We start from the raw sequence: 26,689 nt of genomic DNA on the forward strand, positions 1-26,689 counted from the left end.
GGATCGCGTTAGCGTGCCGGAGTGGCTGATTCCGCGCCGGTCGTCCTGGTACACGGCTTTGCGTCCTCGAGCGAGCACGGCTGGCGGCCCGCTGGCTGGATCGACCTGCTGCGGGAGACGGGACGGGACGTCATCGCCGTCGACCTGCCGGGACACGGCACGGCCCCGCACTCGACCGACCCGGCGGACTACGCCGACGTCGCGGCGACCGTCGCCGACGCGTTCGCCGACCGCGGCCCGGTCGACGCCGTCGGCTTCTCCGCCGGCGCCCGCCTGCTGCTCGAGTGCGCCGCGCGCGGGCTCGCCTCGTTCGAGCGGCTGGTGCTGATGGGCATCGGCCCGGCGGTTCTCGAGATCCGTGAGGCCGTCCCGTTCGCGATCGACAATGCCGACCCGGCCGACGTCCGGGCGCGCCTGTTCCGCGGTCTCGCGCGCAGCGCGGGCAACGACCTGGACGCGCTGGCCGCGTTCGCCCGCCGCCCCGTCGAGCCGCTCACGGCCGTGGAGCTGGCCGCCGTCACCTGCCAGGTCCTCGTCGTCACCGGCGAGCGCGACAGCGTCGGCTCGCCCGAGGCCCTGGCCGCGATGCTGCCGAACGCCACCGGCGTGACCATCGAAGGCGCCGACCACTTCTCCCTGCAGTCCAACATGCGCGCCATGGACACCGTCCTGAGCTTCCTCGGCGCCTGACACCCCCGGCTGCCTTGCACCCCCGCCGCCATTCCCGGGGCCAGCACCCGCGACACTGGCCCGCGGGGGCGAGGAGGGATGACGCCGCGTGAGACCGCTCCGTGCAGACGACCCCCGCGCCGTCGGCGGCTACCAGTTGCTTGGTGTCCTCGGTGGCGGGGGCATGGGCCGGGTATACCTGGCTCGCGGCGCCGGCGGCAGAACCCTGGCGGTCAAGGTGATCCGCCCCGAGTACACCGACGACCCCGCGTTTCGCGCCCGGTTTCGGCGGGAGGTCGACGCGGCCCGGAGGGTCGGCGGCCCATGGACCGCCCCGCTGCTCGACGCCGACCCGGACGCCGAGCACCCCTACCTCGTCACCGCGTACATCCCCGGGCCGTCGCTGACGCAGGCGGTGTCCGAGCACGGCCCGCTGCCAGCGCCCACCGTGCGCGCGCTCGGCGCCGGCCTCGCCGAGGCGCTGGTCGCCATCCACGGCGTCGGCCTGGTCCACCGGGACCTCAAGCCGTCGAACGTGTTGCTCAGCCTGGACGGGCCGCGGGTCATCGACTTCGGGATCTCCCGGGCGATCGACGCCTCGGTGCTCACCAGGACCGGCTCACCGATCGGCTCGCCCGCGTTCATGTCACCCGAGCAGGTCAGCGGCCTCGACGCGGGGCCGGCCAGCGACGTGTTCTCGCTCGGCTCCGTGCTGGTGTTCGCCGCGACCGGCACCGGCCCGTTCGACGGCTCCATCGTCGCCGCCGTGCTGCACAGCGTGGTCACCCGCGACCCGAGCCTCGCCGCCGTGCCCGCCGATCTGCGCGACCTCGTGCGGGCCTGCCTGGACAAGGACCCGGCGGCCCGGCCCACCCCGCCCGCCGTGCTCGCCGCGCTCGCGCCGGGCGGCGACGCGACCGCGCTGGTCGCGGCCGGCTGGCTGCCGGCCGACCTCGTCACCGGCATCAGCCGGCAGGCCATCGCCCTTCTCGACCTGGACGCGCCCGCTCCAGCCACCGGCCAGGCTTCGGGCCGCGCGACGGGTTCCTGGGGCAGCCACACGTGGAGCCCCGCGACGGCCACCACGCCGTCATCGCCTCGACCCGAGGCCGCCTCGATCCCCCCGCCTCCGCCCCCGGCCTCGCCGACGCGGACACCTACGCCGATGCCGGGGCCGGTGCCGGTGCCACCCGCGGGCGACCCTCGTCGGCGCCGGCTCATCACGGCCGCGGCCGCGGGCTTCCTGAGTCTCGCGATCGCCGCCCTGCTGGTCGTCGTCCTGCTGGTGGTGCCCGGCTCGAGGGGTGACGACGGACTCGAGGGCCTGGAGACGACCAGTCCCACCGGTTCCCCGGCCGTCTCCTCCCCGGCCGTCACCAGTGCGGCGCGCACCTCGAGCTCCGACGGCGGCTCCACGCGACCGAGCGAGACCGGCACGCCACGGCCCGGTGTCCTGCCCGCGGGCTACGTGGGGACCTGGGAGGGAGACGTGACCTCCCAGGATGGTCTCGTCTCGAAGGTGGTGATCACCTTGCGGGCAGGCGAGAGCGGGCAGACCCTCGGCAACGCGGAGTCCATCCTGACCAGGGTCCTCGGCGTGGACGTAAGCCCGCTGCGCTGCACGGGAGACCTGCGGTTCGCCGGGTTCGGCGGCCCCGGTGGCGACGAGGTGATCGTCGTGGACATCCCCGGCTCCGGTGAGAACCCGACCATCCTGGGCATGCAGGCGTGCACCCAGGGTGACGCCGTCCACCTGCGTCTGGAGCCCGACGGCAGGCTGACCTACATCTCCGGCTCCTCCGCCGCCGGCCGGCCGACCGGCGCCCTGGTCCGCCGGCCCTGACCGGCTCGGCGCCGCCGTCCGATGGATGGCCCGCCGGCTGCTCGCCGGGTTCGCTAGCGGTCGCGAAGGCGGTAGCGGCTCCAGGGCAGGGGGTCGCTCGGGCCGCGCCGCGGTGGAGGCTCGGCCGTGCCGGCGGTCGCCGGGTGCCGTGGCGCGGGAACCGCCGGCTCGACACCGGTGACGCGGGCGCCGGCGGCGACGGCCCGGGGGGCGGAGGCTCCGGCCGCGGACGCGACGCCAGCAGAGGCGGTGGGCGCCCGGCCGGTCTGGTAGCCGAGGGCGATCTCCGCGCGGGCCAGCCAGTCCAGGTCGAGCGCGGGGGTGACCCGCGTGAGCAGGGCGTCGAGGCGCTCGACGAGCGCGTCCGCCTCGGGGCCGCGGCGCTGGCGGCGGGCGGCGAGCGCCCAGCGGCTGGCCGCGTCCTCCAGGTCGCTCAGCGGGCTGGTGTCGTGCAGGCCGCGTCGGACGATGCCGGACAGCTCGCCGGACAGCCGGTTGGAGCCGGCCCGCTCGGCGAGGGCCACCAGGTCGGACGCGACGGCCAGCGCCCGCCCCCAGGCGAACAGGCCGGCGTGGCGGCGGGGCAGCGAGGCCAGCTGGCTGACCCAGCTGGTCGTCACGCCGAGCGCGCGAGCCAGGTCGCCGAGGCCTCGGCGGGAGCCGTCCTCCGGAAGCAGCTGGTGGATCGTCATCGCCTGCAGGCTCGCCCGGTTGTCGGCCAGCTCGCGTAGCGCCCGCCACCGGACCGCCGGGGGCGCCTCGGCCCACAGCCGCATCATCCCCGTCAGCAGCTCGTCCACCGCCGGGTCGATCTGATCATCACGCCGACTCATCCGTGAAGACGCCCCTCACCTCGTGTACTGCCGCTTAACCTCCATTAAGTCACAATAAACGATGACGCACTGTCGCCGATAGATACGAATCTGTAGGTTCCCGTGCCGCGCGTCGTTTCCCAGGCCGGATGTCGCCTCCCTGGCGAAAACGACAAGATCCAGGCAGGCGATCTTCTGTGCGCTTCGGCTCGTGGTCGCGGGCGCGGGCTCGACTAGGCGCTCTCTCTCACGGGGTTGTTGACATCGCCTCGCCTCGAACGCCGCGCTGTTCGCGCCAGAGGAGCGGCTCAAGGTGTAGGCCGTAGGCCGTCCATCAGAATGTTCAGCAGCCGACCTGCTCTGGCGTCGTCGGGTGGGTGGGCCACGGTGAAGATGCCGATGAGGCTGGCGGCGATGTCTTCGGCGGTGACATCGGAGCGGAGCTCGCCCGTCGCACGGCCGGCGGCGAGGATGGCGTCGATGGCTGCGAGCAGCTCGGTCCTGGTCTGGGCATGGGCGATCTCGCCTGATTCGATCATCGCGAGCAGTGTGTCGAGCATGCCGTTCTTGGTCGCAATCCAGTCCCCGAACAGGTCCATCCAGCGTCGTAGCGCCGCGGGCGGGGGAAGCTGGGCGAGTAGCTCGCGGGCGCCAGCGGTGAGCCGCGCGACCTGATCACGGTAGATCGCGTCGACGAGAGACTCGCGGGTGGGGAAGTGTCGGTAGAGCGTGGCGATGCCGACCCCAGCTTCGCGTGCGATCGCGCGCATGGACGGCTCAGTGCCGTCGGCAGAGACGAACACGCGGGTCGCCACGTCGAGGAGCTGGTTGCGGTTGCGGGTCGCGTCCGCACGCAGCGCGCGAGTGTCTGACTCTGCCAAAACGGAACACGCTCCGATTGTGGTACGGTGCCCACTCCAAACGGAGCATAGTCCGTTTTCGTCGCCGTCCGTCGCCGCCAAGGGAGACACGCGAGCATGCAGGAACCGGGCGTCCACACGTCGGCGACCACCAGCCGAGCGATCCGGCTCGAGTCCTTCGGCGGACCCGAGGTCCTGAGCCTCCGCGAGGTACCCGCGCCGCGGGCCGCCTCCGGGCAGATCCGCGTGCGGGTCACCGCGGCTGGACTGAACCCGATGGACTGGATCATCACCTCCGACGCGGACACCGCCACACGATTCGGCCTGACCCTGCCGTCCGGGTTCGGAACCGACTACGCCGGGGTCGTGGACCAGGTCGGTGACGGCGTGACCGCGTTCGCGGTCGGCGACCGGGTGTTCGGTGGCGCCCTTTCCCGCGCGGTCGCCGACCATGTCGTCATCGACGTGGCAGGGGCCATCGCGGTGGGCGGCGACGCGCACAGGACCCCCGACGGAGTCGACGACCGCACCGCCGCCACCCTCGCCATTGCGGGGTGCACGGCCGCGGCCGCCCTTGCCGTCGTCAACCCGGGACCGGGCGACACGCTGCTCATCGGCGGCGCGGGAGGTGGCGTCGGCGTGTTCGCCGTCCAGCTCGCCCGCCTCGCGGGCGCACGAGTGATCGGGACGGGATCGGCGACATCAGCCGACGCCCTGCGCGCCCTCGGGGCCGAGCCGGTCGCCTACGGCGACGGCCTGCTCGACCGAGTCCGCGCCATGGCTCCCGCCGGCGTCACCGCGGCGATCGACCTGTACKGGACAGAGACAATGCAAGTGGCACGAGAACTTGGCGTGCCTGACGAGCGCATCACCACCATCGCCGCACAGGTCGACGGGATCACACCAGCGAACGGCGCCAACGCCGCCCCCGGCGCCATCGAGGAGATCGCTCACCTGGTCGCGGCGGGCCAGCTCCGTGTGCCCATAGCGGCGAGTTTCCCGGTGGAGCAGATCCGCGCGGCAGTCGAGCTTCAGGCCAGCCGGCATGTGCACGGCAAGGTCGTCATCGACCTCTAGCCTTCGCCTGTCGAGGCAATTGTGATCTTGGGAGGTCTCGCGCGCATCGGTTGTTCACGTGGCTGCTGCTCGGTGGCGGCACTGGGGTCGCAACAGATGGGGCCGTGGTGCACCACTGATCAGGGGCGGCCGCAGATGACCTCGGTGCCCGGGTGTTCTYGCAATAGCCTCGCTGTCGCACCCAGGTCGCAATTGTCGATCAACGGGCCGAGATCGGTCCGATCACAAGATCAGCTTTAGATTCCGAGGGTTGGTCCAGGGCGTGGCCTGGTGGACGCGCCGGCGCCAGTCAGGCCGCGGCGGCCGACGAGGGCGGCACGGGCAGGCCGGCCAGGGTCGCGTCGACGACGGCGACGAGTTCAGCCCGGTCCAGCCCAATCCCGATCAGGGAGCCGATGCCCCGGAAGTCGACGACCAGCAACGTCGCCAGCGTGACCGGCTCGGCCGCTGGATCGAGGTCGCCGTTGCGCTGCGCCGCCCGCAGGCAGTCGGCCAGGGCCGCCCGCTGCGCTTCGAAGCCCTGGCGTAGCCGTGCCGTGGCGTCCCGGTCGCGGCCGGCCAGCTCGACGGTGAAGCGGCTGGTCATGCAGGCCAGCTGCTCGGGGTCGTTCAGCTGCCGGTCGACGGAGTCGATGAAGTAGGCCCGCAGGCGCTCCATCGCGGTCTCGTCCGGGCCGGCCAACGCGGCTGCGCCGGACGCCTCGTCCTGGTCGCAGTAGTCCCCCAACGCGGTCAGGAACAGCGTGCGCTTGTCGCCGAAGGCGGCGTAGAGGCTGCCGCGGCCGAGCCCCGTCGCGGCCGAGATGTCATCGAGGCTCGTCCCGTCGTAGCCGTTCTTGCGGAACTCGCGCTCGACGGCCGCCAGCACCTCCCGCCGGTCAAAGCCAGGTGGGCGCCCCATCGGGCGATCGTATCCACGGATCTGATTGTTGGCGGAATAGTCCAGAACCCTCGGAGTTCTTTACTGAACAGTCCAGATCGTTGGGCCTCCATGCCGACCGGGCGCCGCGCCGCACACGCCGGGCCCCCGACCGCGAGATGCGAGCCACCTCATGACTCAGCAGGAAGCCCAGCCCGACCGGGCCGGTCCCAATCTCGGCGCCGTCCCGCCCATCCCGAGCCAGCGCCGTGCGGGCGCCGGCGCCCGGCCCGTCTCCCCGGCCCTGCTGCTGGCGATCCTGTCGATCGCGAGCTTCCTGGCCCAGCTCGACGTGTGGGTCACCAACGTCGGCCTGCCCGACATTGGGCGCGGCACCCACGCCGGTTCCCTGGCCGACCTGAGCTGGGTGCTCAACGGCTACGCGATCGTCTACGCCGCGCTGCTGGTGCCGGCCGGCCGCCTCGTGGACCGGTTCGGCCGCAAGGGTGGCTTCCTGCTCGGCCTGACCGTGTTCGCCGTCGCCAGCATCGGCGCCGGCCTGTCCGGCGACATCTGGGTGCTGGTCGGGTTCCGGGTCCTGCAGGCCGCCGGCGCGGCCCTGCTCACCCCGGCCAGCCTCGGCCTGGTGCTGCTGACCGCGCCGGCGGCGAAGATCGGCACCTACGTGAAGATCTGGTTCACCACCGGCGCGCTGTCGGCCGCCTCCGGCCCGGTGCTGGGTGGCCTGCTCGTGGAGGCGTCCTGGCGGTGGCTGTTCCTGGTGAACATCCCGGTCGCGGTGGCCGCGATCGTGCTGGGCGCCCGCTACCTGCCCAGCAGCCGGGACGCCGGCGACCACCTGCCCGACCTGCGCGGCGGCGGGCTGCTCATCGTCGCGATCGGCGCGCTGGCCCTGGGGCTGGTCAAGGCGCCGGACTGGGGCTGGTCGAGCGTCCAGGTGGTCGTCGCGTTCGTCCTCGCGGCGGTCGCGCTGGCGTCGTTCCTGGCCAGCTCCGCCCGCCACCCGGCGCCGGTCGTCACCCTCTCCCTGTTCCGGGACCGGGTGTTCACCACCGCCAACCTGGTGGCCACCGTCGCCTTCATGGCCTTCGGGATCGAGCTGCTCTCGACGATCCTGTGGCTCCAGGGTCACTGGCACTACTCGGTGATCCGCACCGGGCTGGCCTCCACGCCTGGCCCGGTGATGTTCGCGGTCGGCTCGGCGGTCGCGGAGACCCTCCAGGCACGTACCCGGCTGCGAGCGGGACGGATCGCGGTCGCGGGCGCGCTGCTGGCCGCCGTCGGTACGATCATGCTGACCCGCCTGGTCACCGACGAGCCCCGGTTCGTGGCCGCGTTCCTGCCGACCTGGGTGGTCCTCGGCCTGGGTTACGGCCTGGCGGTGCCGACCGCGATCACCCGGGCCACGGTCGGCCTGCCACCAAAGGACTCCGCGACCGGCAGCGCGATCGTGACGATGGCCACCCAGCTCGGCTCGGTCATCGGGATCAGCGTCCTGGTCGCGATCCTGGGCCGCGCCTCCGGCGCGGCGAGCCACGCGGTCTTCCAGCACGCCTGGTACGTGTCGGCCGGAGCGCTCGTGGCAGCGGCCCTCGCCTCGTTCGGCCTGGACTCACGAGCCACGCCGCCGTCCCGACCCGACCTCCCACCGGCCGGAACGAGTGCCGCCGACGCCAGCGAACCGGAGGCAGCGGCCCGGGTGTGAGGACGCCGCCGGCTCAGGCCGGCTCGGTATCCACGGCCGCCGGCGCGGCGGGCGTGGCATCCGGGCCGGCACCGCCGAGCCGCCCCGGGCCGGTCCGCGCCGGCGACTGGCCTGGCTGCTGCTGGCGGACCGGGACAGCCGGTTGCGGAGGATCGTGTCGCAGCCGTTCCAGCTCGTGGCGAGGGTCGAGGGCGCGGCGCGTCGTCATGTGCCGGACTTCGTCGCGGTCCGCGAAGATGGCCTGGTCACGGTGGTGGACGTGAAGCCTCGTCGGCGGCTGGCCGACGAGAAGGTGGCGTTCACTTTCGCGTGGACCGGGCAGGTCGCGACCGCTCACGGCTGGGCGTTCGAGGTCTTCAGCGAGCCGGACGGCCACGCCCCTCGCCGTGTCTTGGCTTGATCCCCTCGACAGTACGCACTGAGGCGGATGCCGAGCACACCTTCGGTAAGCCCCAGGTAGCACACGATTTCGATCTTGCGGCCGATGTGGCGGCGTGCATGTGGATCCAGCATGGTGCACGTGACCCAGATCGTCGAGGGACTGCGGATGTCCCCCCTGGAAGTCCTGCTGGTGCTCGGCGCGGTCGCCCTGGTGGTGGCGCGCTGGCTCCCCGCGGCTGCCCGTCGGCCACTGACGTTCGGCTCGGTGGCAACCGTCGCGCTCTCCGGACTGGTGCTGGGCGTGGTGGGGCTGCGCTGGCAGGTGGTGCCGGTACTCGTCGGCGCGGCTGCGGCCGCCCCGTTCGCCCTCGCTCCGCTACTGCCCCTACGCGATGACCGCTCGCCGCGCCGGGCCCCATGGTGGCTCGCGCTGCCAGGATCGGCGCTGTGCCTCGGTCTGATCGCCTCGGGCCCCGCGACAGCCTGGGCACTGCCCAGGCCGGTGTTCCCCAAGCCGTCGGGGAGCTCCGCCGTTGGCACCAGCGTGGTGCAGTGGACGGACCCGGCGCGCGCCGAGACCGCCACGGCCGACCCCCACGACCGACGCACGGTCGTGGTCCAACTCTGGTACCCCGCGCGGCAGAGCCCCGCAGGCGCGCAGCGCGCCCCGTACCTGGGACGCACGCAGGCCGAGGCGCGCACCGTCTCCGACGCGCTGGCGCACTATGTCGGCGTCCCCGGCTTCCTGCTCGACGGCCTTCCGCGGGCGCGCACGCACGCGGTGCCCGACGCCCCGCCGGCCCCCGGAGGCGAACGGTTCCCCATCGTGCTGTTCTCCCCCGGGGCGGGAGGAGTGCGAACGCAGAACACGGCGTGGGCGGAGGAGCTGGCCAGCCACGGCTATGTCGTCGCGGCCCTCGACCACCCCTACGACTCCGCGGCCGTCGTGCTCACCGACGGCCGCGTGATCCGTACCAGGCTCGGCGCCACCAGCGACCGGGCAGAGGGCGAAAATCAAGCGGCCTCCGCGACCGCGATCCGCGCCGCCGATCTCAGCTTCGTCCTCACCCAGCTCGACCGCGTGGAGCACGGGCAGATCCCTGGCCCCCTGTCCGGACGTCTCGACACCGCGCGGGTCGCGGTGACCGGCCACTCCTTCGGCGGCAGCGCCGCACTGCAGGCAGCCCACCAGGACCCCCGGTTCGCGGCCGTCATCGACCTGGACGGCTATTCCCACGACCCCACCCCGCGCCCCTACCACCAACCGGCGCTCGCCCTCACCAGCACCATCGGCACACCCAGCCCGGACTACCTCCCCCGCCTCACCAAGGTCCTCAGCCTCAGCGCCGGGCCCAGCTACCTGCTCACCGTCCCCGGCGCCGCGCATCTCACCTTCACGGACGCGCCCCTCTACCTACCGCCCGTGCCTTCGATCGTCGGCTCGCCGGGCCGCACCGGGGGTCTGCGGGTCACCGCCGGCGCCTGTCTCGCCTTCCTGGACCACGTGCTCCTGGGCAGGCCCGGCGACACGGCCGACGCGCTGTCCAGCTACGGCGACCTCAGCGTCGTCCAGCCGGACAGCCGGCGCTAAGCCAGCTTGGCTTCAAGCCCCGCCAAGATCAATTATTGATGGGACTTGTCGTTCGCCATACTGCAGACGCTGATCGGCTCGCTGACCGGTCTCCCTGACCCCAGCGGCTCGGGGCCATGCTCTCCGTCGTGGGCGCGGTACCGCACCCGCATCCGGCGAGTCCGTGGCCCAAGATCAGTCGGCACGCCGCTGATCGTCCTTGGTCGACCAGGCGACCGCTGCCCGACGCTGTCCGTAGGTGCGACCGGCGTCCGGCCGCCCGAAACCGCGATCCAATGAGAAGGTGTCAGCTTGCCCGGGACGCCGAACTATCGCAAGCGCGCGTCATGCCAGGCATAGCGACCACCCGCCAGCCAGACGGACGGAGAATCGGCCAGGTCCGGCGACGTCGACACCGAGTGGGCGCCCGAGTAACCCGGCCGTCGACCTCGCCGCAGAACTGCTTGGAAGATCAACCGGGGACCTACAGGGGTTCCTCGAAAAAGTCCGGGAGCTGTGTCGGATCGGGGTGGAGGTGTTCGTAGTAGGGGTGAGGGCCGCCCACGAGGGGCACCCCGAAACGCAGGAGATGATCAGAGATGCAGTACCTGGTTTCCGTGATCTTTGACGGGCCCGGCCTCGCCACTCCGGACGAGGAGGCCGCGATCGACGTGTTCAACGAGGGGCTCGTGGCCAAGGGCCACTGGGTCTTCGCCGGCGGCCTCGGGGTGCCCGACACGGCCACGGTGATCGACAACCGAGGCCAGGAGGCGATGGTCACCGACGGGCCCTTCGTGGAGTCGAAGGAGTTCCTCGCCGGCTTCTGGATCATCGAGGCCGCGGACCTCGACGTGGCGCTCAAGCTGGCGGCCGAGGGGTCGAAGGCCTGCAACCGGAAGGTCGAGGTCCGGCCGTTCCTGTGAACCGAGCCGACGTCCGGGAGGCGATCGCACGGGCCCACCGCGAGGAGTGGGCGCGGGTGGTCGCCTCCCTGACCAGGCGTTTCGGTGATCTCGACATCGCCGAGGAGGCCGCGGCCGAGGCGTTCGCGGCCGCGGTGGAGCACTGGCCGGCCGACGGCGTGCCGCCCAACCCCGGCGCCTGGCTGACCACCACCGCKGGCCGCAGGGCCATCGACCGGATCCGGCGCGAGAGCAAGCGCGATATCAGGCAGAAGGAGGCTCAGCTGTTGTACGACGACGACCCGCCCGAGCCTCTCGGCGCCATCGACGACGAGCGGCTTCGGCTGATCTTCACCTGCTGCCACCCGGCGCTCGCGATGGAGGCCCGCGTGGCGCTGACGCTGCGCATGGTCGCCGGTCTGACCGTGCCCGAGATCGCCCGCGCCTTCCTGGTCCAGGAGACGGCCATGGGGCAGCGGATCACCCGCGCGAAGGCCAAGATCAAGGCGGCCCGCATCCCCTATCGGGCGCCGTCCGCGGAGGATCTCCCGGCACGCGTCCGCGGCGTGCTGGCCGTCCTCTACTTCGTCTTCAACGAGGGCTACCTGGCGACCGGTCCCGACACCGATCCCGTACGTCATGACCTGACCGCCGAGGCGATCCGGCTCGCTCGCCTGATCCGTGCCCTCATGCCGCGGGACGGTGAGGTGGCCGGGCTGCTGGCGCTGATGCTCCTGACCGAGGCCCGCCGCACCGCCCGGGTATCGGCGAGCGGCGAGCTGGTCGCCCTTGGCGAGCAGGACCGCGGCGCCTGGGACGCGGCGCTGATCGCCGAGGGTCATCGGCTGGTGCGCGAGCGCCTGGCCGCCGCGGTGGCCCCTGGCCGCTACCAGATCCTCGCGGCGATCAACGCCGTGCACACCTCCGCCCGCGACATGCGCGACACCGACTGGTCGCAGGTCGTCGCGCTGTACGACCAGCTCGCCCGTCTCGACCCCTCGCCGATCGTCGCCCTCAACCGGGCCATCGCGATCGCCGAGCTCGACGGCCCGGAGGTGGCATTGGCGGCCGTCGACCGCCTCGAGGGCAGGCTGGCCGGATATCACGCCTACCACGTGACCCGCGCCGACCTCCTACGCCGCCTCGGCAACAGCCAGGAGTCCCGCGGCGCCTACGACAGAGCCATCGAGCTGGCGGGCAACACCGCCGAGACCGCCTACCTGAGGCGCCGCCGCGACCAACTGGGGTAACGAGTCGACGTCAGCGGACGCCGGGGGCGATCGCGGGCGGGTAGCCGACCGGCGGTTCGGCCGCCCAGGCGCCGGCGCCGACCGCACCGGCGAAACCGTCGATGGCGGTGGCGATCCGCGGGTTCTCCACGAGCACGGTGTAGCGGGACATGATGTCGTCGAGGTGCGGGCGGAAGGCCGACAGACCGGCCGACACCCCGCCGCCGAACACGATGATCTCGGGTGCCAGCGCGTTCGCCAGGCAGGCCAGCACGATGCCCAGCGCCCTGCCGGCTCGGGCGACGAGGCGCGCGCACGCCGGCTCGACGGAGGCGAGCTTGACCACGTGCCCGGGCGTGACCAGCTCGGGCCGGCCCTCGACCGCCGCGGCGAGCGCCGGCGCGGAGCCGGTCCGGACCAGGTCGGCGCCCATCTCGGCCAGCGCCCGACCACCCGCGATGGTCTCCAGGCAGCCGATCGCCCCGCAACCGCACTTGCGGCCGTCCTCGGGCTCGACCGGCACGTGCCCGATCTCGCCGCCACGGCGGTGGTAGCCGAGTCGCAGCTGGCCGTCGGAGGCGATCGCGCCGCCGATGCCGGTGCCGAGCGTCACGAAGATCGCGTCGTTGGCCGCCGCGGCGGCGCCGTGGCGCAGCTGGCCATAGGCGAAGGCACGCGCGTCGTTGGCGAGGTTGACCGGCCGCCCGATGGCGTCCGCGAGCTCGGGGCCGATCGCTCGGGTGGGCCAGTCCCCGGGGATGTTCGGGACGACGAGCAGCTTGCCGGCGACCGGGTCGAGCGCGCCCGCCACCGCGATGCCGATCGCCCGAGYCTCCGGGACCTCGGCGGCGAGACCGGCGAGCGCGCGCAGCACGTCGTCGACGCCCGTCCGCGGCGTGGGCACCTGACCCTTGTTGGTCACCGTGCCATCGACCATGGTCACCCACTTGATCGACGTGCCGCCGAGGTCGAGGCCAAGAACCGGGTCCGTGCCCGCGCCGCCCGCGCGTGGTACGCCGTCCTGAGTCACCGCGCCATTCTCCGTCTCTCCCAGCGAGGCCGAACCACCTTCGGCCCAGTTGCCACCCAGTCGACGCGAGTGTCACCCAGTCGACGCGAGCCGCGGCCCATATCAGCCAGTAGCGCCMCGACTTTGGTGCCCAGTGCGCCACCCAGGGCCGCGCTATCGTCGCGCAGCCGCCGCCGGGTCGACCGGGCGGCTCCGACTGGCCGGCGGGAAGGTCGCTAGAGGCCAGCGCAGATGTTGTGGACCGGCGGTGCGACGGCGGCGAACCGGTCCGCGATCCAGCTGTACATCTCGGGAGAGGACGCGCCGACGACCGTGCTGTGATCCGCGATCGCGTAGCGGTGGTATTCGACCGCCGTACCGGCGGCGCACAGGTCGCGCACCACACCGTCCGTGATGGGCTGACGGATGACGTCGTCGATGTCGCCCTGCAGGACCAGCACAGGCGGCATCGGCGCTATGACCGAGGCGTGCTGGGCGGCGAACACCGAGGCGTAGGGCTCGGTGGTCAGCGGGTCGTGGACGAACACCGTCGTACCGGTCTGCCCGGCGCTTGCCACGAGCAGGTCCAGCGCGCACTTGTTCCGGGCGATCGACAACAGCCGCTTCCCCTGCGGGGTGAGGTCGTCGGAAAGCCGTACGCCGGGATCGATCACGGAGACACCTAGCGCCGCCAGCAGCAGGTAGGCGACCCCGTTGGGCTCGGCGAGCAGGCTGCGCAGCGAGTTCGGCAGGTCGGCCAGGGGCGCGGTCGCCACCACCCCGCGGAGGCGGAGTTCGGGCGCGTAGCGGGCGGCGAGCGCTCCGGCGGCCAGAGCGGCCTGGCCACCCTGCGAGTAGCCCCAGATGACCACGCTCGCGCCGGCGTGCGCCGCCGGGAGCTCCCGAGCGGCCCGGACCACGTCGAGCAGCGCCTGGCCCTCCGGACGGGCGACGTAGATCGCGTGCTCGCCGGGAGTGCCGAGCCCGATGTAGTCGGCGGCGGCGAGCACGTACCCCTGCGTCACCAGCCCGAGCGCGCCGCCGATGGCGGACAGCGGCGGGTTGGCCCTGGATGGCGCGCAGCTGTCGCCGACGCCGGTCGTGCCGTGCCCGAAGGCGACCACCGGCCGGCCCCCGGCCGGGACGGCGCCGCCCTGCCCGGCCGCCGGCGTGACGACCAGCCCCGACGCCGCGACGTCCGCGCCGTTCTGGTCGCGCGTGTGGTAGACGACCCGCCAGGCCGCCAGCCCGTCCGACGCGGCGAGCGCCGTCGCCGAGATCAGCTCGCCCGGCGCGCCCGGGCTGATATCCGCTGGTAGCTCGGTGCCCGCCTGCGTCGGCACGGTCGCCGCCGACGTGGCGGGCGCCGGGCGGGCACCACCGTCACCGCCGGAGCCGCAGGCGGCCAGCGACGCGGTCACGCACGCGACAGCCAGAGCCGCGGCGACGCCCGTCAGCCGTCGCCGTGCCCCTCGTCCGCCCGGTCCGCCCGGGGATCGCCGCGCCCGCACACATAGAGGTTAATCACCCCCTGTGTTCGCGAATGTTTCACGTGAGTCCATGACGGCCGATTTGGCCGGAGACACAACCGATCACTGATCTGCGCCAAAACCAGTGGCCCCAGGTCCAACTCGGCGTCGGGATCACGCGTCCTGGACCGGAACCGCGAGGCCCCACCGGCGACGGGTATGAACCAAGACACAGCGGCCGGGTCGGGTCGCTCGCCCGGCAGCCGCCGGCCGGGCGAGCGGAGGCGCTGGTTACCCTGATCTGGACCCACGGACTGGGCCATCGACGGGCGGGCATGCCGTTCCCGCGGGCGGCTGGCCATCCTCGCGTCCGCGTCCGCTCCCGGAGGCCCGCACTGTGACCACCTCGATCGCGGCGAACACGCTTGCCCTGCCCGCCTTCCTGAACGCCGACACCCTGGCCAAGGCCGGCCTCGTGGCGATCCTGATCCTCGTGTTCGCCGAGTCGGGACTGCTCATCGGCTTCTTCCTGCCGGGCGACTCGGTGTTGTTCACGTTCGGCATGCTGATCGCGCGCGGCGAGGTCTCCACCCCCATCTGGGTCGCCTGCCTGTTGATCGGCCTGGCGGCCGCGGCCGGTGACCAGACCGGCTACCTGTTCGGCCGCAAGGTCGGCCCCACGCTGTTCCGCCGCCCGAGCTCTCGGCTGTTCAAGCAGGAGAACGTCGAGAAGGCGCACGCCTTCTTCGAGCGGCACGGCCCCCAGTCGATCGTGCTGGCCCGCTTCGTGCCGGTGATCCGCACCTTCACGCCGATCATCGCCGGCGTGAGCCGGATGAACTACCGCACGTTCGTCATGTACAACCTGGTCGGTGCCGTGCTCTGGGGCTGCGGCGTCACCGCCCTCGGGTACTTCCTCGGCCAGATCGGCTTCATCCGGAACAACATCGAGGCGATTCTCGTCCTCATCGTCCTGATCTCGGTGGTCCCGATCGGCTTCGAGGTCCTGCGCGCCCGCCGCTCGGCCAAGCGCCGCGCTGGCGCTGGCGCCGCCGCCCGCTCTGAGAGAGGCGACGACGCGCTCTACGAGACGCTGGGGGACGACGAGGTACTTCCCATGGGCCACGACACGACCCAGGTCCTCGTCCGCTCGCGTCTTCGCCCGTCCGTCCAGCCGTCGACCGCGCCGCCCCGCCGGGCCGCCGGTGGCGGCCGCCACCGGCGTTGAGGGCTGGGCCCCCGCCCCGATCTGCCCGATCTGCCCGACCTACGCGAGCCGCACGGCCGCGAGCCGCAGCCGCAGGCCGACCCGTCACGGTGTCGCGGGCGCGGACCGTCCGCCGCGGGCCGCCGTCCCAACGGGATCCCGGGTTTCTGGAACTCCGACAGCGATGGCCGAGCACGCTCGGTGCCCACCGCGACGCGGCAGCAGAACCTGGGTGAAGCCGCCTGAGGCACGGCGGACACGAAAAATCCCGATCGCCTGCTCGTCGATACGGGGGGATTCGACGAGCAGGACGACCGAGACGAGGTTAGCTTACGCCATCTCGGGCCGGCACGGCACAACAGACGACATCTGAATACGCATCGTCTGGAACTCGCGGCACGTGAGCTCGCCGCGGGTGGAACTCAGAGCGCGTCGGTACCACGCTCGCCGGTACGCACCCTGGCCAGCGTGTGGACCGGGGTGATCCAGACCTTCCCGGCACCGCTCGCGGTACTCGCGGCCGAGCGCAGGATGACGTTGACGACGTCCTCCGCGTCGGCATCGTCGGTGACGATCTCCAGCCGAACGTTACTGACGGTCTCGTCGTGGAAGGCCTGCCCCCTATACGAACTGGTACGCCAAAGTTCCATACCGTAACCGGTTACCTGGCTAGTAGTCATGCCATGAATACCGAAAGTGGTCAGCGCGGCGCGCACGTCGGCCACCCGGTGCGGGCGGAGAATTGCGGTGACAAGCTTCACGACCAGGCCCCACTCATGCGCTCGGACTGCGGGTTTTCGTTCCGCCAAAGCGTAGAGCCGACGCGTGCCGGGCCGCGCTGCCCACCCTTGCTCTTCTGGAGGAACGCCGTATGTCGCTGGCCGACCGCGCACTGGCGCCGGACCCGCTCGACCTGCTGCCGCCCGCTCCCGGCTTCGCCGTGGCGARCACGGACCTGACCGACGGCGAGCCGCTGCCCCTGGCCCAGGTGCACARCAGCGCCGGTGGGGAGGACCTCTCTCCGCAGCTGTCCTGGTCCGGGTTCCCGGCCGAGACGGCCAGCTTCGTCATCAGCTGCTACGACCCGGACGCGCCGACGGGCTCCGGGTTCTGGCACTGGGTGCTCGTCGACGTCCCGGCCTCGGTCACCGAGCTCGCGACCGGCGCGGCCTCGGGCGACCTCACCGGTCTGCCCGCGGGCGCCTACCACGTGGCGTGCGACTGGGGGACGAAGAACTACGGCGGCGCGGCACCGCCGGCGGGCGACCGCCCGCACCGGTACGTGTTCGTCGTCCACGCGGTGGACGTGCCGAAGCTGGAGATCAACGACGCGGTCTCGCCCGCCGTCGTGGGCTTCAATCTCGCGTTCCACACGCTGGCCCGCGGCGTCCTGCGAGCGACCTACCAGCACTGAGTCATCTACCAGCACTGAGCGCCGGGCCGGCGGCCAACCCGGGCAGGTCGGGCTCAGCGCCCGATCGCGGCCGCGAGGCCCCCGGGATACCGTGACGACGCGGGGGCGGGAGCCCAGCAACCAGGACAAGGAGAGCGTCCGATGATGCGCAAGCTTGCGTTGATCGCCGCGGTGGCCAGTGCCGCCGCGCTGGCCGCCCGCTGGCGCCGGGACAAGGGCGAGCAGATCGATCTGTGGCGGGAGGCGACCTCCGCCAGCACCGGCCAGGACTGACCCGCGGAACTGTTCGGGCTGTTCGGTTCGGGCTGTTCGGGCTGTTCGCGCGCAGGCCCCGCCGGCTGACATCGCCGAGTCAGGCCGGAACGCTGGCTGTGTCCTCGGCCGGTGGTCGAGGGCGCCGGCCTCGGCCGATGGTCGCGCCCAGGACGGCGAGCAGCACACCGCCCATGAAGATGATCGTGGCCATCACGTTCACCTGCGGCGGGACGCCGACCCTGGTCGCCCCGAAGACCCACAGCGGGAACGTGAGCGTCCCGCCCGCGTTGAACTGCGTCATGATGTACTCGTCGATCGACAGCGAGAACGCGAGCAGCGCACCCGACATGACGCCCGGGAAGATGATGGGCAGCGTGACCAGCCGGAACGTCGCGAACGGACCGGCGCCCAGGTCGCGGGCCGCCTCCTCGAGGCTCAGGTCGTAGCTGGCCAGCCGCGTACTGACCACCACCGCGACATACGCGATGTTGAACATCGCGTGCGCGATGAGGATCGTCAGGTATCCGCGCGGGATGCCAAGCGTGATGAACAGCGACAGCAGTGACGCGCCGAGCACCACCTCGGGCGCGGCGATGTTGGCGAACAGCAGCAGGTTCACGGCGCCCTTGCCGCGGAACGCGTGCTTGCCGATCGCCATGCCGATCATCGTGCCGAGCACGGTCGCGATGAGGGTCGACAGCAGCGCGATCGTGAGCGAGTTCTCCAGCGCGGTGGTCAGGTCGGGAATGGCGCCGATGCGCTTCCACCAGGTGAGGGTGAATCCCTGCCACGTGTTGTTCTGCTTGCTGTGCGTGTCGTTGAAGCTGAAGACGATCATCGAGATGATCGGCGCGACCAGCCACAGCAGGATCACCCAGGTGTAGAACCGCAGCAGGTGCTCGCCGAGCCGGCCGCGCGGACGCCTGGCCCTGGGCCGGCCCTTCGGCGTCGTGGACGTGGCCGTGGCTTCTGCCGTGGCCGTGGCAGTGGCGGCCGCGGCCGCAGCCGAGGCACCGGGCGCGGCCGTGCTCATCGGGTGCCCATCTCGAAGACGTCGCGGGTGCCCAGCACGCGCGCGTAGACGAAGATCCCGATGAGCAGGATCACCATCAGGATGAACGAGATCGCGGACGCCAGCGGATAGTCCGCGTTCGTCAGGAACGTGGTCTGGATGATGTTGCCGATCATCGTGTCGCCCGTGCCGCCGAGGATCGAGGCGTTGACGTAGTCCGAGGTCGCGGGCACGAAGGTGAGCAGCACCCCGGCGAACACGCCGGGCATCGACAGCGGCAGCACCACCCGGCCGAACACCGCCGCCCGGCCCGCGTAGAGGTCGTCGGCGGCCTCGAGCAGCTTCGGGTCCATCCGCTCCAGGGCGACGTAGATCGGCAGCAGCATGAACGGGAACGAGTTGTAGGTCAGGCCCCCGATGACCGCCGTCGAGGTGGCGAGCACCCGGAAGTCACCCGGCAACAGGCCAAGGTCCTTCAGGTTGCCCAGCAGCACGCCGTCGTCGGCCAGCAGGAACTTCCAGGAGACCGTCCTGATCACGAACGAGACGAAGAACGGCAGCAGGACCAGGAACAGGTAGGTCGAGCGGCGCCGTCCGCCGTGGAAGGCGATCCAGTACGCCATCGGGTAGGCGAGCACGACGCACAGGACGGTGCAGATCCCGCCGTAGACGAAGGACCGGATGAACTGGTCGGAGTACTGCCTGATCGCGTCGGGGTAGACCGCGAAGTGGAAGGTCTGCGCGAAGCCGTCCACGACGTTCCCGGTCTGCAGGGAGACCGAGAGCATGACCAGCATCGGGACGACGAAGAAGATGGCGAGCCACAGCCCGCCCGGCAGCGCCAGCAGGTACGGGGCCAGCGGCGAGCGCCACCGCCCGCCCCGCCGCCTGCCCCGGGGGCCAGGGGCCCCCGGGGCAGGGGCGACGGGGGCCGCGGACTCGGCGGTCACGACTGGTAGACCGGCTGGAAGATCTTGTTCCACTCGGTTTCCTCGTCGGTGGTGAGGACGCGGAAACGGTGGGTCTTCGCGAGGTCACTCTCGCTCGGGAAGATCAGCGGCGAGTCGGCGAGCGCCGGGGAGACGTCCTGCTTGGCCGACGGCACCGGGGTGATGTAGTTGATGTACTCGGCCAGCATCGCGGCGATCTCCGGCTTGTACACGTAGTCCATGTAGGTGATCGCGTCGACCGGGTGCTGGGCGGTGATCGGGATACACAGGTTGTCGGTCCAGAGGATCCCGCCCTCCTTGGGCACGACGAACCGCAGGTTCTTGCCTTCCGCGACCTGCTGGTACACGTCCCCGGACCACGCCATCGAGATCCACAGGTCACCGGACGCCAGTGCGTCGATGTAGTCCTGCGTGTAGTACTTGCGGACGATGCCGTCGGTGCGCTGCTTGTTCAGCTTCTCGGCGGCCTTCTTCCAGTCGTCCGGGGTGGACTTCTCCGGGTTCACCCCGATGCCGACGAGCGCCAGGTTCGGCAGGTCGAGGTTGTCACCGAACATGCCGACGTGGCCCGCGAACTTCGGGTCGAACAGGTCCTCGTAGCTGGTGATCTCCCGGCCGGTCTTGTCCGGGTCGTACGCGATGCCGGTGAGGCCGGACTGCCAGGCGACCGTGTACTTGTTCCCCGGGTCGTACGACGGGTTCTTCACGCTGGCGTCCGCGTTCGCCGCGAACGTCGGCAGCTTCGCCTGGTCGAGCGGCGCGAGATAGCCGAGCTGGATGAACTTGTCGAGGAAGATGCCGTTGGTGATGACGATCAGGTCGGCACCGATCGACTTCCCGGCGGCGAGGCTCGGCCGGACCTTGCCGAAGTACGACTCGTTGTCCTGGATGTCCTCGCGGTAGTTGACCTTGATCCCCGTGTCGGCCTTGAACTTGTCCAGCGACGGGTTGGACTTCCCGTCGTCCGACACGTCGATGTAGAGCGGCCAGTTCGAGAAGTCGAGCGTGTTGGTCTTGGTCTTGCCGGCCCAGAAGTCGCTGGGCGCGACGCTGGCCGAGTCGTCCTTCTTCTCGCCCTTGACCCCGCAGGCGGCCAGCAACGCGGCCGCGCCGGCGAGGCCACCCAGCCGGAAGACGTCGCGACGGCCCAGCCTGGGCTGGGTCAGCCCGCGCAGGAGCGCCGGGTCGACGGCTGAGCCAAAGGAGGTGCGAGAATGATCTTCTTTCGCACCTCCGGCGGCCGCTGTCCCGAGGGTCGCGGGGGCGGGCGCCTGGTGCGCGCCGGGACGGTCCGAGCTGTCGTGAGTCGTCACGATGGGGGTCCTCCACGGGTGCAGTCGAACTGTGGTTCTTGGCTTACGTGGGTGGCCCGGAGGGTCAGCCGGTGGTGGGCACCTGGTCGGCGCCCCCCGGCGCCAGCGCGCAGAAGTGGTCCGACCGCCAGGACAGCCACACCTCGTCGCCACGGCTCGCGAGGTCGCTCGCGTCCGCGCTGTTCTGCCAGAAGACCGTGAGCTCGTCACCCCCCGGCGTGAACACCGTGTAGGTGGTGTTGGTGCCCAGGTAGACGACCTCGGTGACCCGCCCGCGCAGGATGCAGACGTCCCCGTCCGGTCGCTCGGCGGTCATCTCGATCTTCTCGGGGCGGACGGAGAGCTCGACCACCGAGCCGGTGGACACCTCGCCCAGCTCGGGAACCACGTCGATCATCATTCGCTCGTCCACGCCGGTGTCGAGCGTCGCGACCCGACCGGTCCCCTCGGTGGTCACCGTGCGCACGGTGCGGCGCATGACGTTCGAGACGCCGATGAAGCCGGCGACGAACCGGGTGCGCGGCCGCTCGTAGAGCTCACGCGGCGCGGCCAGCTGCTCGATCCGGCCCTTGTTCATGACGGCGATGCGGTCCGACATGGTCAGCGCCTCGCTCTGGTCGTGCGTCACGTAGACGAACGTGATCCCGACCTCGCGCTGGATCCGCTTCAGCTCGATCTGCATGGTCTGGCGCAGCTTGAGGTCCAGCGCGCCGAGCGGCTCGTCGAGCAGCAGGGCCCGCGGCCGGTTGACCAGCGCGCGGGCGAGCGCGACTCGCTGCTGCTGGCCGCCCGACAGCTCCCGGGGCCGGCGGTCGGCGAGCGCGCCGAGCTCGACCAGGTCGAGGATCTCGCCAACCCGGCGGCGTACCTCGCCGCGGGCGACGCCCTTGCGCTTGAGGCCGAACGCGACGTTGCCCGCGACGTCGAGGTGCGGGAAGAGCGCGTAGCTCTGGAAGACCAGGTTGACGTCGCGCTTGTTCGGCGGGACGGACGTCACGTCCAGGCCGTGCAGCAGGATCTGGCCACGGCTGGGCTCCTCGAACCCGCCGATCATGCGCAGCGTGGTCGTCTTGCCGCAACCGGACGGGCCGAGCAGGGAGAAGAACTCGCCCTCGGTGATGCGCAGGTCGATGGTCTCGACGGCACTCACCGCGCCGCGGCGCGACATGTACTCCTTCGCGACGCCGACCAGCTCGATCGCGGGCGAGGTGTCACCCGTTCCACCCGTGGGCACCGTCGTGGACACCTGGGTGGACAGCGACGTCGCATCATCCACCGCGTCCACGGCGGACACCGGCCCCTCGTCCGCGGTCACCGCCAAGCTCGCACCCGCCCTTCTCACTTTCCGTGACAGATCTACGGCAACCCGTAGAAGTTACGCACTGACGCCGAGCCAGACTGACAGCGGAACAAGACCTCGACAAGGGATCCGACGTAAAGGTTCGATTTCCCGGCTGAATCGGGGCCCATCGACGCCTCGCGCCAGGGATTCCGCTCCCGGGCGTTCGCCGGCGCGTCGGCCAGCCGGAAACCCCGCGGACCCGCCACCTGCGTGGACCGGCCGAGGACGCCGAGCGCGGTCCCGGGGCGTTCGGGTGACGCTGCTCCCCCAGGGAAAGTGTCCGCACACGGATGGATACCAGCCGACGTGGTCTCGACGTGGCACTGCCCTTCAGGTGGTCAGCGTGCGGGCGGAGCGTGTCCGGGAAGCCCCAGGGGCACCAGTGAGGTCCAAGCCACGGACCGTGACCTACTCCGAACGACTCCTCGGGTGGGTCAGCGCCTCCGCCGGGACGGGCAGCGTCGTGGGACGCCCGCCAGCTGGCCGGCTACGTCTCGCCGGCGACGTCGACCACCCACGGGCATCGTGCGGGCCACGGCCAGCCCAAACGACGTTCGACCACGTCGACGTCGGCTGTGGATGGGCAGCGTCCAGGACGCGGTCCTGGGGACGCGGTCCATGGGTGGGCGACGTCGCGGCATGGCCTCGGGCCGTCCGACAGGCGGCGTGGCCCGCGGAGGCTCGGTTGGACGGGCGGGCCGGGGTGGCCCATCGTGAGCTGGTGGCCACCGAGACTCGGTCCGGCACCCGGGAGCCGGGCATCCCACCGTCCGCCCGGGAGACGCACGTCACGCCCGCCGGCTCCGGCTACGTCCCCTCGCCGGTCCCGCACGACCTGCTCGCGGGCGTGGCCACCGGGCATCGGCGGCTGCTCGCCCTCGCCTCGGCCGTCGATGACCACGTCGTCGCCCGCCCGTCGCTGCTTTCCGGCCGGACCGTCGGGCACGTGCTGAGCCACCTGGCTCACGACGCCGACACCCACGCCGGGCTGTTCGAGGGGGCGTCCGAGGCCGCGACGGTCGCGAGGCGGGCAGTCCAGGCCGAGACGAGGCCGGCCACGGACCTGGACGCGGCCGCCCTCCGACCGGCGGCGGTGATCCGCGATGACCTGGCAAGGGCCATCGTGGCGCTCGAACGCGCCTGGGACCGCACCCACGTCGATGTCTGGCGGACCGGGCTCGCTTACCACCGAGGGGCACCGACGAGCCTGGCCGACCTGGTCTTCGCGCGCTGGCGTGAGGTCGAGGTACATCTCGTCGACCTCGGGCTCGTCGACAAGGGCGGTCCTGGCTGGGCCGACCTGCCGGCGACCTACGTCGACGCCGAGTGGGCGTGGAGCGCGGCGCGCCTGCCGGGACGGTTGCCACCGGAGGTCACCGTGCTGCTGGCGCCGGGCGACCGGCCGTCACGCGCCTGCGGAGCCGGTCCACGGGTGGTCACCGTGCGGGCCTCGACCCAGGAGACGTTGCGCTGGCTGCTCGGTCGCCTGCCCACGGCGGCCATCCCGGCGGACTGGCCGCCGCTCGCTCCCTCGAGCTGACTGACCGAAAGGGCCCTCCCCGGTTCGCGGCACGACGCCCACCAGGCACGGTGCTCTCCGGTGGTCACCGTCTCGAATGGTCACCGTGTCGAACCGAGCCACGCTGTTGGYGGCCTACCACCCTGGCAATGCGTCGCGCTGGGGAGGCAGAGGGACAATGGTCGGGTGCGCGCGCAACATGCCGGTATGGCCGGCTTTCCTGGCCGTCAGAGCCGCCGGACGCGCGCTGCTGCTCAGCTGCGCGGCTTCGCCGGCCCCGGTCCAAGGGGGCACCAGAATGGCGGGTCCTCGCGCCGCCGGCGGAAACCTGGCGGCTTCGCGCTGACACGGGCCCGGTGGGCGGCGCGAGGGGGCCGGCGTTGATCACGATGGCGCTGTTCAACAACAAGGGTGGCGTGGGCAAGACCACGCTGACCTTCCATCTCGCGCACATGCTGGCGCGCCAGGGGCACCGTGTGCTCGCCGTCGACCTCGACCCCCAGGCGAACCTGACCGCGCAGTTCCTCGACGAGGACGAGCTCGCGACGCTGTGGCAGGAGCAGCCCGCCGCCGGCGCTCCGGCGAACGGCGGGATCGGCTCGACGGCGTCCTCGGCCCCGCGGCGCCTCGACATCCTCGGCGGCGGGCGACGCCCGCGGATCGCCGCCGGCACGGGGACCATCGCGACGGCGATCGCGCCGATCATGGAAGGTGTCGGGGACGTAGCGCTGTTCGACCCGGTATCCGTCGACGACAACGTCTGGCTGCTGCCCGGCGACGTCGACCTTTCCGTCTTCGAGGACAAGCTGTCGGCGGCCTGGCCGAACAGCTTCCTCGGCAAGGACGTCGCAGCGCTGCGTACGACCACCGCGCTGCACCGGGTCGTCGACCACGGCGGGCGCGCGATTCGCGCCGAGATCGTGCTCATCGACGTCGGACCGAACCTCGGCGCGATCAACCGGGCCGCGCTGCTGTCCGCGGACACCGTGCTGATGCCGATCGGCGCCGACCTGTTCTCGCTGCGCGGCCTGCGCAACCTGGGCCCGACGCTGCGGGACTGGCGCTCGACCTGGCAGGGCATGGTGCTGCCGAAGGTGCCCGACCGCATCGCCGCGCCGCGCGCCCTCATGATGCCGATCGGCTACGTCATCATGCAGCCGGCCTCGGGGAGAGACYGGCCGGTGCGGGCGTACGACCGTTGGCTCGACAGGATCCCCGAGGTGTTCGCGACGTCGGTGCTCGGCACCCAGCGCGCCGACCCGTTCGACAAGTCGTTCGAGATCGCGAACCTGCCGCACTACCAGGCGCTGATGCCGCTGGCGCAGGACGCCCGCAAGCCGATGTTCGAACTGCGGGCGGGCGACGGCGCCCTTGCCGCGGCGCAGACCCAGGTCCGCAAGTGCTACCAGGAGTTCCGCGATCTGGCGGTGAACGTGCGCGAGCGGCTGCGTTACCTCGACCCGACCCTGCCCCGTCTCCCTGTCTCCGCCACCGGTACCAGGCAGTAGCCCACCAGCCAGCCTCACCGGACACCGGCCTCACCGACAAGGACGCCGCGCACCCATGCCCAAGCTCCGCCGCTCGGCCAACGGGACCTTGATAGTCCGTTGTTGGTACGCGCGTGGTTTGCCCGGCTGGTCGGCGGTCATCTACCGCGATGTGGAACCGTGAGAATCGGTAGTCAGCGCCCAGGCGCCGCGCTGCGCCGCCGCATGGCGCGCGGACCCGCGCGAGAAGCGCGAGATGTAGGCGACAGGGGCACGTCACGATGAGCGAACCGGTCACAGGGGGCTGGGACAGCGGCGTAGGAGACGTAACGGATTCGGCCCAGGACGCCCCAACGGTGCGCCCCGAGATGGTCCGATCCTCGCCCCAGGACGAGGTCGCGCTCCGAGACGACGCGCTCCAGGCCGGCACGGTCCCGGCGGACGGCGCCACGTCCGGCAACGCGGCCGGCCCGGTGTCACCCGCCCCGGAACCGCCGGTGAACACCGCCGATGTCCAGGACCGCGACGACAACAGCCGCGGCGAACCTCGACAGACCACCGATCTGTGGGCGACAAAAGCCCCGGAAACGGACAACGGAAACCGGCTCGCGTCCACTGCGCGGCGCAGATCCATGGGCATCGCCGCGTTCCTCCGGTCCCGACGGTCAGCCGTCCCACCGCCGGCCCCGCACCCGTCCGAGGCCTCCTTCCCGGTCCTCGGCGACGCCGCGGCCAGCGGAGCCGTCCCATCCTCGTACTCGCCAGGAGACGACGGCGCCGACCCCGAAGCCACGGTGAAGGGCGGCCTTCTCCTCTCTCCGCTCGCGCCCGTGGACCCGCCCGTGGACCCGCCCGCCCCTGAGGTCTCGGCACCCGGGTCCGCCGGGAGCCCCGGGTCCGCCGTGAGCCCCGGGTCCGAGGCCGGCGGTGGCGACGGTGGGGGCTTGGAAGCCCCGTCATCTGCCGGGCCGCCCACGGCCGGCGGTCCCGAGGCGACCGCCRCCAACACCACCGCCGCTGGCACCGCCGCCGCCGACAGCGACCAGGTCGGCACCGGCGGCGGCGAGACGAAAGACGCTCGCCCGGTCGAGGCAGCCGGGAAGACCGAGGGAGCCGAGGGAGCCAGCGGCGGCCCCGAGGAACTCGATGAGGATGAGATCAAGTACCGGACCTCCCGGCTCCTCATCCCCATCGAACAGGCGCACGCACCTGCGGGAAGAGGCCCCCAGGAGTGGCTGAACATGCTGCGCACGGGCACCTTCGCCAACAGTCCGACCGGCCGGACGGCGATCGCCCTCGTCGCCGCAGTCATCGTCATGATCGCCGGCGGCGCCGTGCTGTTCAGCGTCGGTCCCGGCGCTGGGCAGGCCTCATCCTCCGACGCCGGATTCCCCGCCGCGACCGGCACCGACGGAACTTCCGCGGCCACGCCGAGCACCCCGGCCGCCGACCCGACGTCGTTCTCGTTCCCGGGCGCTCCCCTGGCCACCCCGTCGCTCCACGCCGAGGCCTCCGCGAACTCGACAACCCGGCCAGTCCCACCGCGGCGGCCCGCCACGGCCGCCCCAGCGCCACAGCCCACCTCCACCCCGCCGCCGGCGCAGGCCCCGACGTCGCCCGCCGCCCCGCCGTCGACCCGTCCCGCCTGCTACGACCAGCTGCCACCGCTGCTCGCGTCCTGGCTGGACCAGATGGGCCGCTGCTGATCAACGATCGGAGCGCCAGTCCCGATACCGTCGGCGCTTCGGGGCTCCTCACCCCCTGCCCGCATGTCGTACGCTTGG

24 protein-coding genes are annotated in these 26,689 nt (G+C 71.9%); 14 read left to right on the forward strand and 10 right to left on the reverse strand.

Annotated features, from left to right (window positions below; all coding sequences use genetic code 11):
- Positions 1 to 21: 21 nt before the first annotated feature.
- Together BCD49_RS07705 and BCD49_RS07710 are read left to right on the forward strand one after the other, a co-directional pair.
- Positions 22 to 690: an alpha/beta fold hydrolase gene (locus BCD49_RS07705; RefSeq protein ID WP_007511768.1), complete on the forward strand. Its 669-nt coding sequence runs from the start codon at positions 22 to 24 to the stop codon at positions 688 to 690.
- Between the two features lie 88 nt (positions 691 to 778).
- Positions 779 to 2,512, forward strand: a complete 1,734-nt coding sequence (locus BCD49_RS07710; RefSeq protein ID WP_007511767.1) for a serine/threonine-protein kinase — start codon at positions 779 to 781, stop codon at positions 2,510 to 2,512.
- Positions 2,513 to 2,565: 53 nt separating this feature from the next.
- Here BCD49_RS07710 and BCD49_RS07715 read toward each other — a convergent pair whose 3' ends face one another.
- Positions 2,566 to 3,345 (reverse strand): hypothetical protein, encoded by a 780-nt coding sequence (locus BCD49_RS07715; protein WP_007511766.1) that lies wholly within the window; start codon positions 3,343 to 3,345, stop codon positions 2,566 to 2,568.
- A 287-nt stretch (positions 3,346 to 3,632) separates the two neighbouring features.
- Positions 3,633 to 4,205 carry a TetR/AcrR family transcriptional regulator gene (locus BCD49_RS07720; RefSeq protein ID WP_007511765.1) on the reverse strand — a complete coding sequence of 191 codons (573 nt, stop codon included), beginning with the start codon at positions 4,203 to 4,205 and terminating at the stop codon, positions 3,633 to 3,635.
- Positions 4,206 to 4,301: 96 nt separating this feature from the next.
- On the opposite strand from BCD49_RS07720, the gene BCD49_RS07725 reads away from it, so the two are divergent.
- The gene (locus BCD49_RS07725) at positions 4,302 to 5,261 is read left to right on the forward strand and encodes an NADP-dependent oxidoreductase (RefSeq protein WP_071041313.1); all 960 of its coding nucleotides are present in this window, start codon (positions 4,302 to 4,304) and stop codon (positions 5,259 to 5,261) included.
- Between the two features lie 289 nt (positions 5,262 to 5,550).
- On the opposite strand, the gene BCD49_RS07730 is transcribed toward BCD49_RS07725, so the two are convergent.
- Entirely contained in the window at positions 5,551 to 6,162 is a 612-nt protein-coding gene (locus BCD49_RS07730) for a TetR/AcrR family transcriptional regulator (protein ID WP_007511762.1), read from the reverse strand.
- 151 nt (positions 6,163 to 6,313) lie between these two features.
- On the opposite strand from BCD49_RS07730, the gene BCD49_RS07735 reads away from it, so the two are divergent.
- From BCD49_RS07735 to BCD49_RS07755, 5 genes are all read left to right on the forward strand, one after another.
- Entirely contained in the window at positions 6,314 to 7,846 is a 1,533-nt protein-coding gene (locus tag BCD49_RS07735; RefSeq protein ID WP_007511761.1) for an MFS transporter, read from the forward strand.
- Between the two features lie 154 nt (positions 7,847 to 8,000).
- Positions 8,001 to 8,246: a TnsA endonuclease N-terminal domain-containing protein gene (locus BCD49_RS43090; RefSeq protein WP_157845179.1), complete on the forward strand. Its 246-nt coding sequence runs from the start codon at positions 8,001 to 8,003 to the stop codon at positions 8,244 to 8,246.
- 111 nt (positions 8,247 to 8,357) lie between these two features.
- Positions 8,358 to 9,818: an alpha/beta hydrolase family protein gene (locus tag BCD49_RS07745; protein ID WP_007511759.1), complete on the forward strand. Its 1,461-nt coding sequence runs from the start codon at positions 8,358 to 8,360 to the stop codon at positions 9,816 to 9,818.
- A gap of 578 nt (positions 9,819 to 10,396) precedes the next feature.
- Entirely contained in the window at positions 10,397 to 10,720 is a 324-nt protein-coding gene (locus BCD49_RS07750; RefSeq protein WP_007511758.1) for a YciI family protein, read from the forward strand.
- Positions 10,717 to 11,949 carry an RNA polymerase sigma factor gene (locus tag BCD49_RS07755; RefSeq protein WP_007511757.1) on the forward strand — a complete coding sequence of 411 codons (1,233 nt, stop codon included), beginning with the start codon at positions 10,717 to 10,719 and terminating at the stop codon, positions 11,947 to 11,949. Before BCD49_RS07750 ends, BCD49_RS07755 begins: the two co-directional genes overlap by 4 nt.
- Before the next feature lie 10 nt (positions 11,950 to 11,959).
- Here BCD49_RS07755 and BCD49_RS07760 read toward each other — a convergent pair whose 3' ends face one another.
- Positions 11,960 to 12,958, reverse strand: a complete 999-nt coding sequence (locus tag BCD49_RS07760) for an ROK family protein (RefSeq protein WP_083401332.1) — start codon at positions 12,956 to 12,958, stop codon at positions 11,960 to 11,962.
- A 215-nt stretch (positions 12,959 to 13,173) separates the two neighbouring features.
- A complete protein-coding gene (locus tag BCD49_RS07765) occupies positions 13,174 to 14,358 on the reverse strand; it encodes a lipase family protein (RefSeq protein WP_232793941.1) in 1,185 nt (394 codons plus the stop codon).
- A gap of 445 nt (positions 14,359 to 14,803) precedes the next feature.
- Between BCD49_RS07765 and BCD49_RS07770 the strand changes: the two genes are divergently transcribed.
- Complete coding sequence (locus BCD49_RS07770) at positions 14,804 to 15,634, forward strand: DedA family protein (RefSeq protein WP_007511754.1); 831 nt, start codon at positions 14,804 to 14,806, stop codon at positions 15,632 to 15,634.
- Positions 15,635 to 16,035: 401 nt separating this feature from the next.
- Here the strand turns inward: BCD49_RS07770 and BCD49_RS07775 are convergent, their stop codons facing one another.
- Entirely contained in the window at positions 16,036 to 16,374 is a 339-nt protein-coding gene (locus BCD49_RS07775; RefSeq protein ID WP_007511752.1) for a P-II family nitrogen regulator, read from the reverse strand.
- A 110-nt stretch (positions 16,375 to 16,484) separates the two neighbouring features.
- Between BCD49_RS07775 and BCD49_RS07780 the strand changes: the two genes are divergently transcribed.
- Positions 16,485 to 17,027 carry a YbhB/YbcL family Raf kinase inhibitor-like protein gene (locus tag BCD49_RS07780; RefSeq protein ID WP_071041314.1) on the forward strand — a complete coding sequence of 181 codons (543 nt, stop codon included), beginning with the start codon at positions 16,485 to 16,487 and terminating at the stop codon, positions 17,025 to 17,027.
- Between the two features lie 141 nt (positions 17,028 to 17,168).
- Complete coding sequence (locus tag BCD49_RS44005) at positions 17,169 to 17,300, forward strand: DLW-39 family protein (protein ID WP_007511748.1); 132 nt, start codon at positions 17,169 to 17,171, stop codon at positions 17,298 to 17,300.
- Between the two features lie 79 nt (positions 17,301 to 17,379).
- Here BCD49_RS44005 and BCD49_RS07785 read toward each other — a convergent pair whose 3' ends face one another.
- The 4 genes from BCD49_RS07785 to BCD49_RS07800 form a co-directional block, all read right to left on the reverse strand.
- Complete coding sequence (locus BCD49_RS07785) at positions 17,380 to 18,315, reverse strand: ABC transporter permease (protein WP_007511745.1); 936 nt, start codon at positions 18,313 to 18,315, stop codon at positions 17,380 to 17,382.
- Complete coding sequence (locus tag BCD49_RS07790) at positions 18,312 to 19,244, reverse strand: ABC transporter permease (protein ID WP_007511743.1); 933 nt, start codon at positions 19,242 to 19,244, stop codon at positions 18,312 to 18,314. The genes BCD49_RS07785 and BCD49_RS07790 overlap by 4 nt, the downstream gene beginning before the upstream one ends.
- The gene (locus tag BCD49_RS07795; RefSeq protein WP_007511740.1) at positions 19,241 to 20,557 is read right to left on the reverse strand and encodes a polyamine ABC transporter substrate-binding protein; all 1,317 of its coding nucleotides are present in this window, start codon (positions 20,555 to 20,557) and stop codon (positions 19,241 to 19,243) included. Before BCD49_RS07795 ends, BCD49_RS07790 begins: the two co-directional genes overlap by 4 nt.
- 64 nt (positions 20,558 to 20,621) lie before the next feature.
- Positions 20,622 to 21,815 carry an ABC transporter ATP-binding protein gene (locus BCD49_RS07800; RefSeq protein WP_051466678.1) on the reverse strand — a complete coding sequence of 398 codons (1,194 nt, stop codon included), beginning with the start codon at positions 21,813 to 21,815 and terminating at the stop codon, positions 20,622 to 20,624.
- A gap of 805 nt (positions 21,816 to 22,620) precedes the next feature.
- On the opposite strand from BCD49_RS07800, the gene BCD49_RS44900 reads away from it, so the two are divergent.
- The 3 genes from BCD49_RS44900 (at position 22,621) to BCD49_RS07815 (ending at position 26,611) form a co-directional block, all read left to right on the forward strand.
- Positions 22,621 to 23,439, forward strand: coding sequence for a maleylpyruvate isomerase N-terminal domain-containing protein (locus BCD49_RS44900; RefSeq protein ID WP_035926567.1), 819 nt, complete (start codon positions 22,621 to 22,623; stop codon positions 23,437 to 23,439).
- Between the two features lie 359 nt (positions 23,440 to 23,798).
- The gene (locus tag BCD49_RS07810; RefSeq protein ID WP_071041335.1) at positions 23,799 to 24,926 is read left to right on the forward strand and encodes a ParA family protein; all 1,128 of its coding nucleotides are present in this window, start codon (positions 23,799 to 23,801) and stop codon (positions 24,924 to 24,926) included.
- 347 nt (positions 24,927 to 25,273) lie between these two features.
- Complete coding sequence (locus BCD49_RS07815) at positions 25,274 to 26,611, forward strand: hypothetical protein (protein WP_071041315.1); 1,338 nt, start codon at positions 25,274 to 25,276, stop codon at positions 26,609 to 26,611.
- Positions 26,612 to 26,689 lie beyond the last annotated feature (78 nt).

The organism is Pseudofrankia sp. EUN1h (genome assembly GCF_001854645.1).
Classification (GTDB): domain Bacteria; phylum Actinomycetota; class Actinomycetes; order Frankiales; family Frankiaceae; genus Pseudofrankia; species Pseudofrankia saprophytica.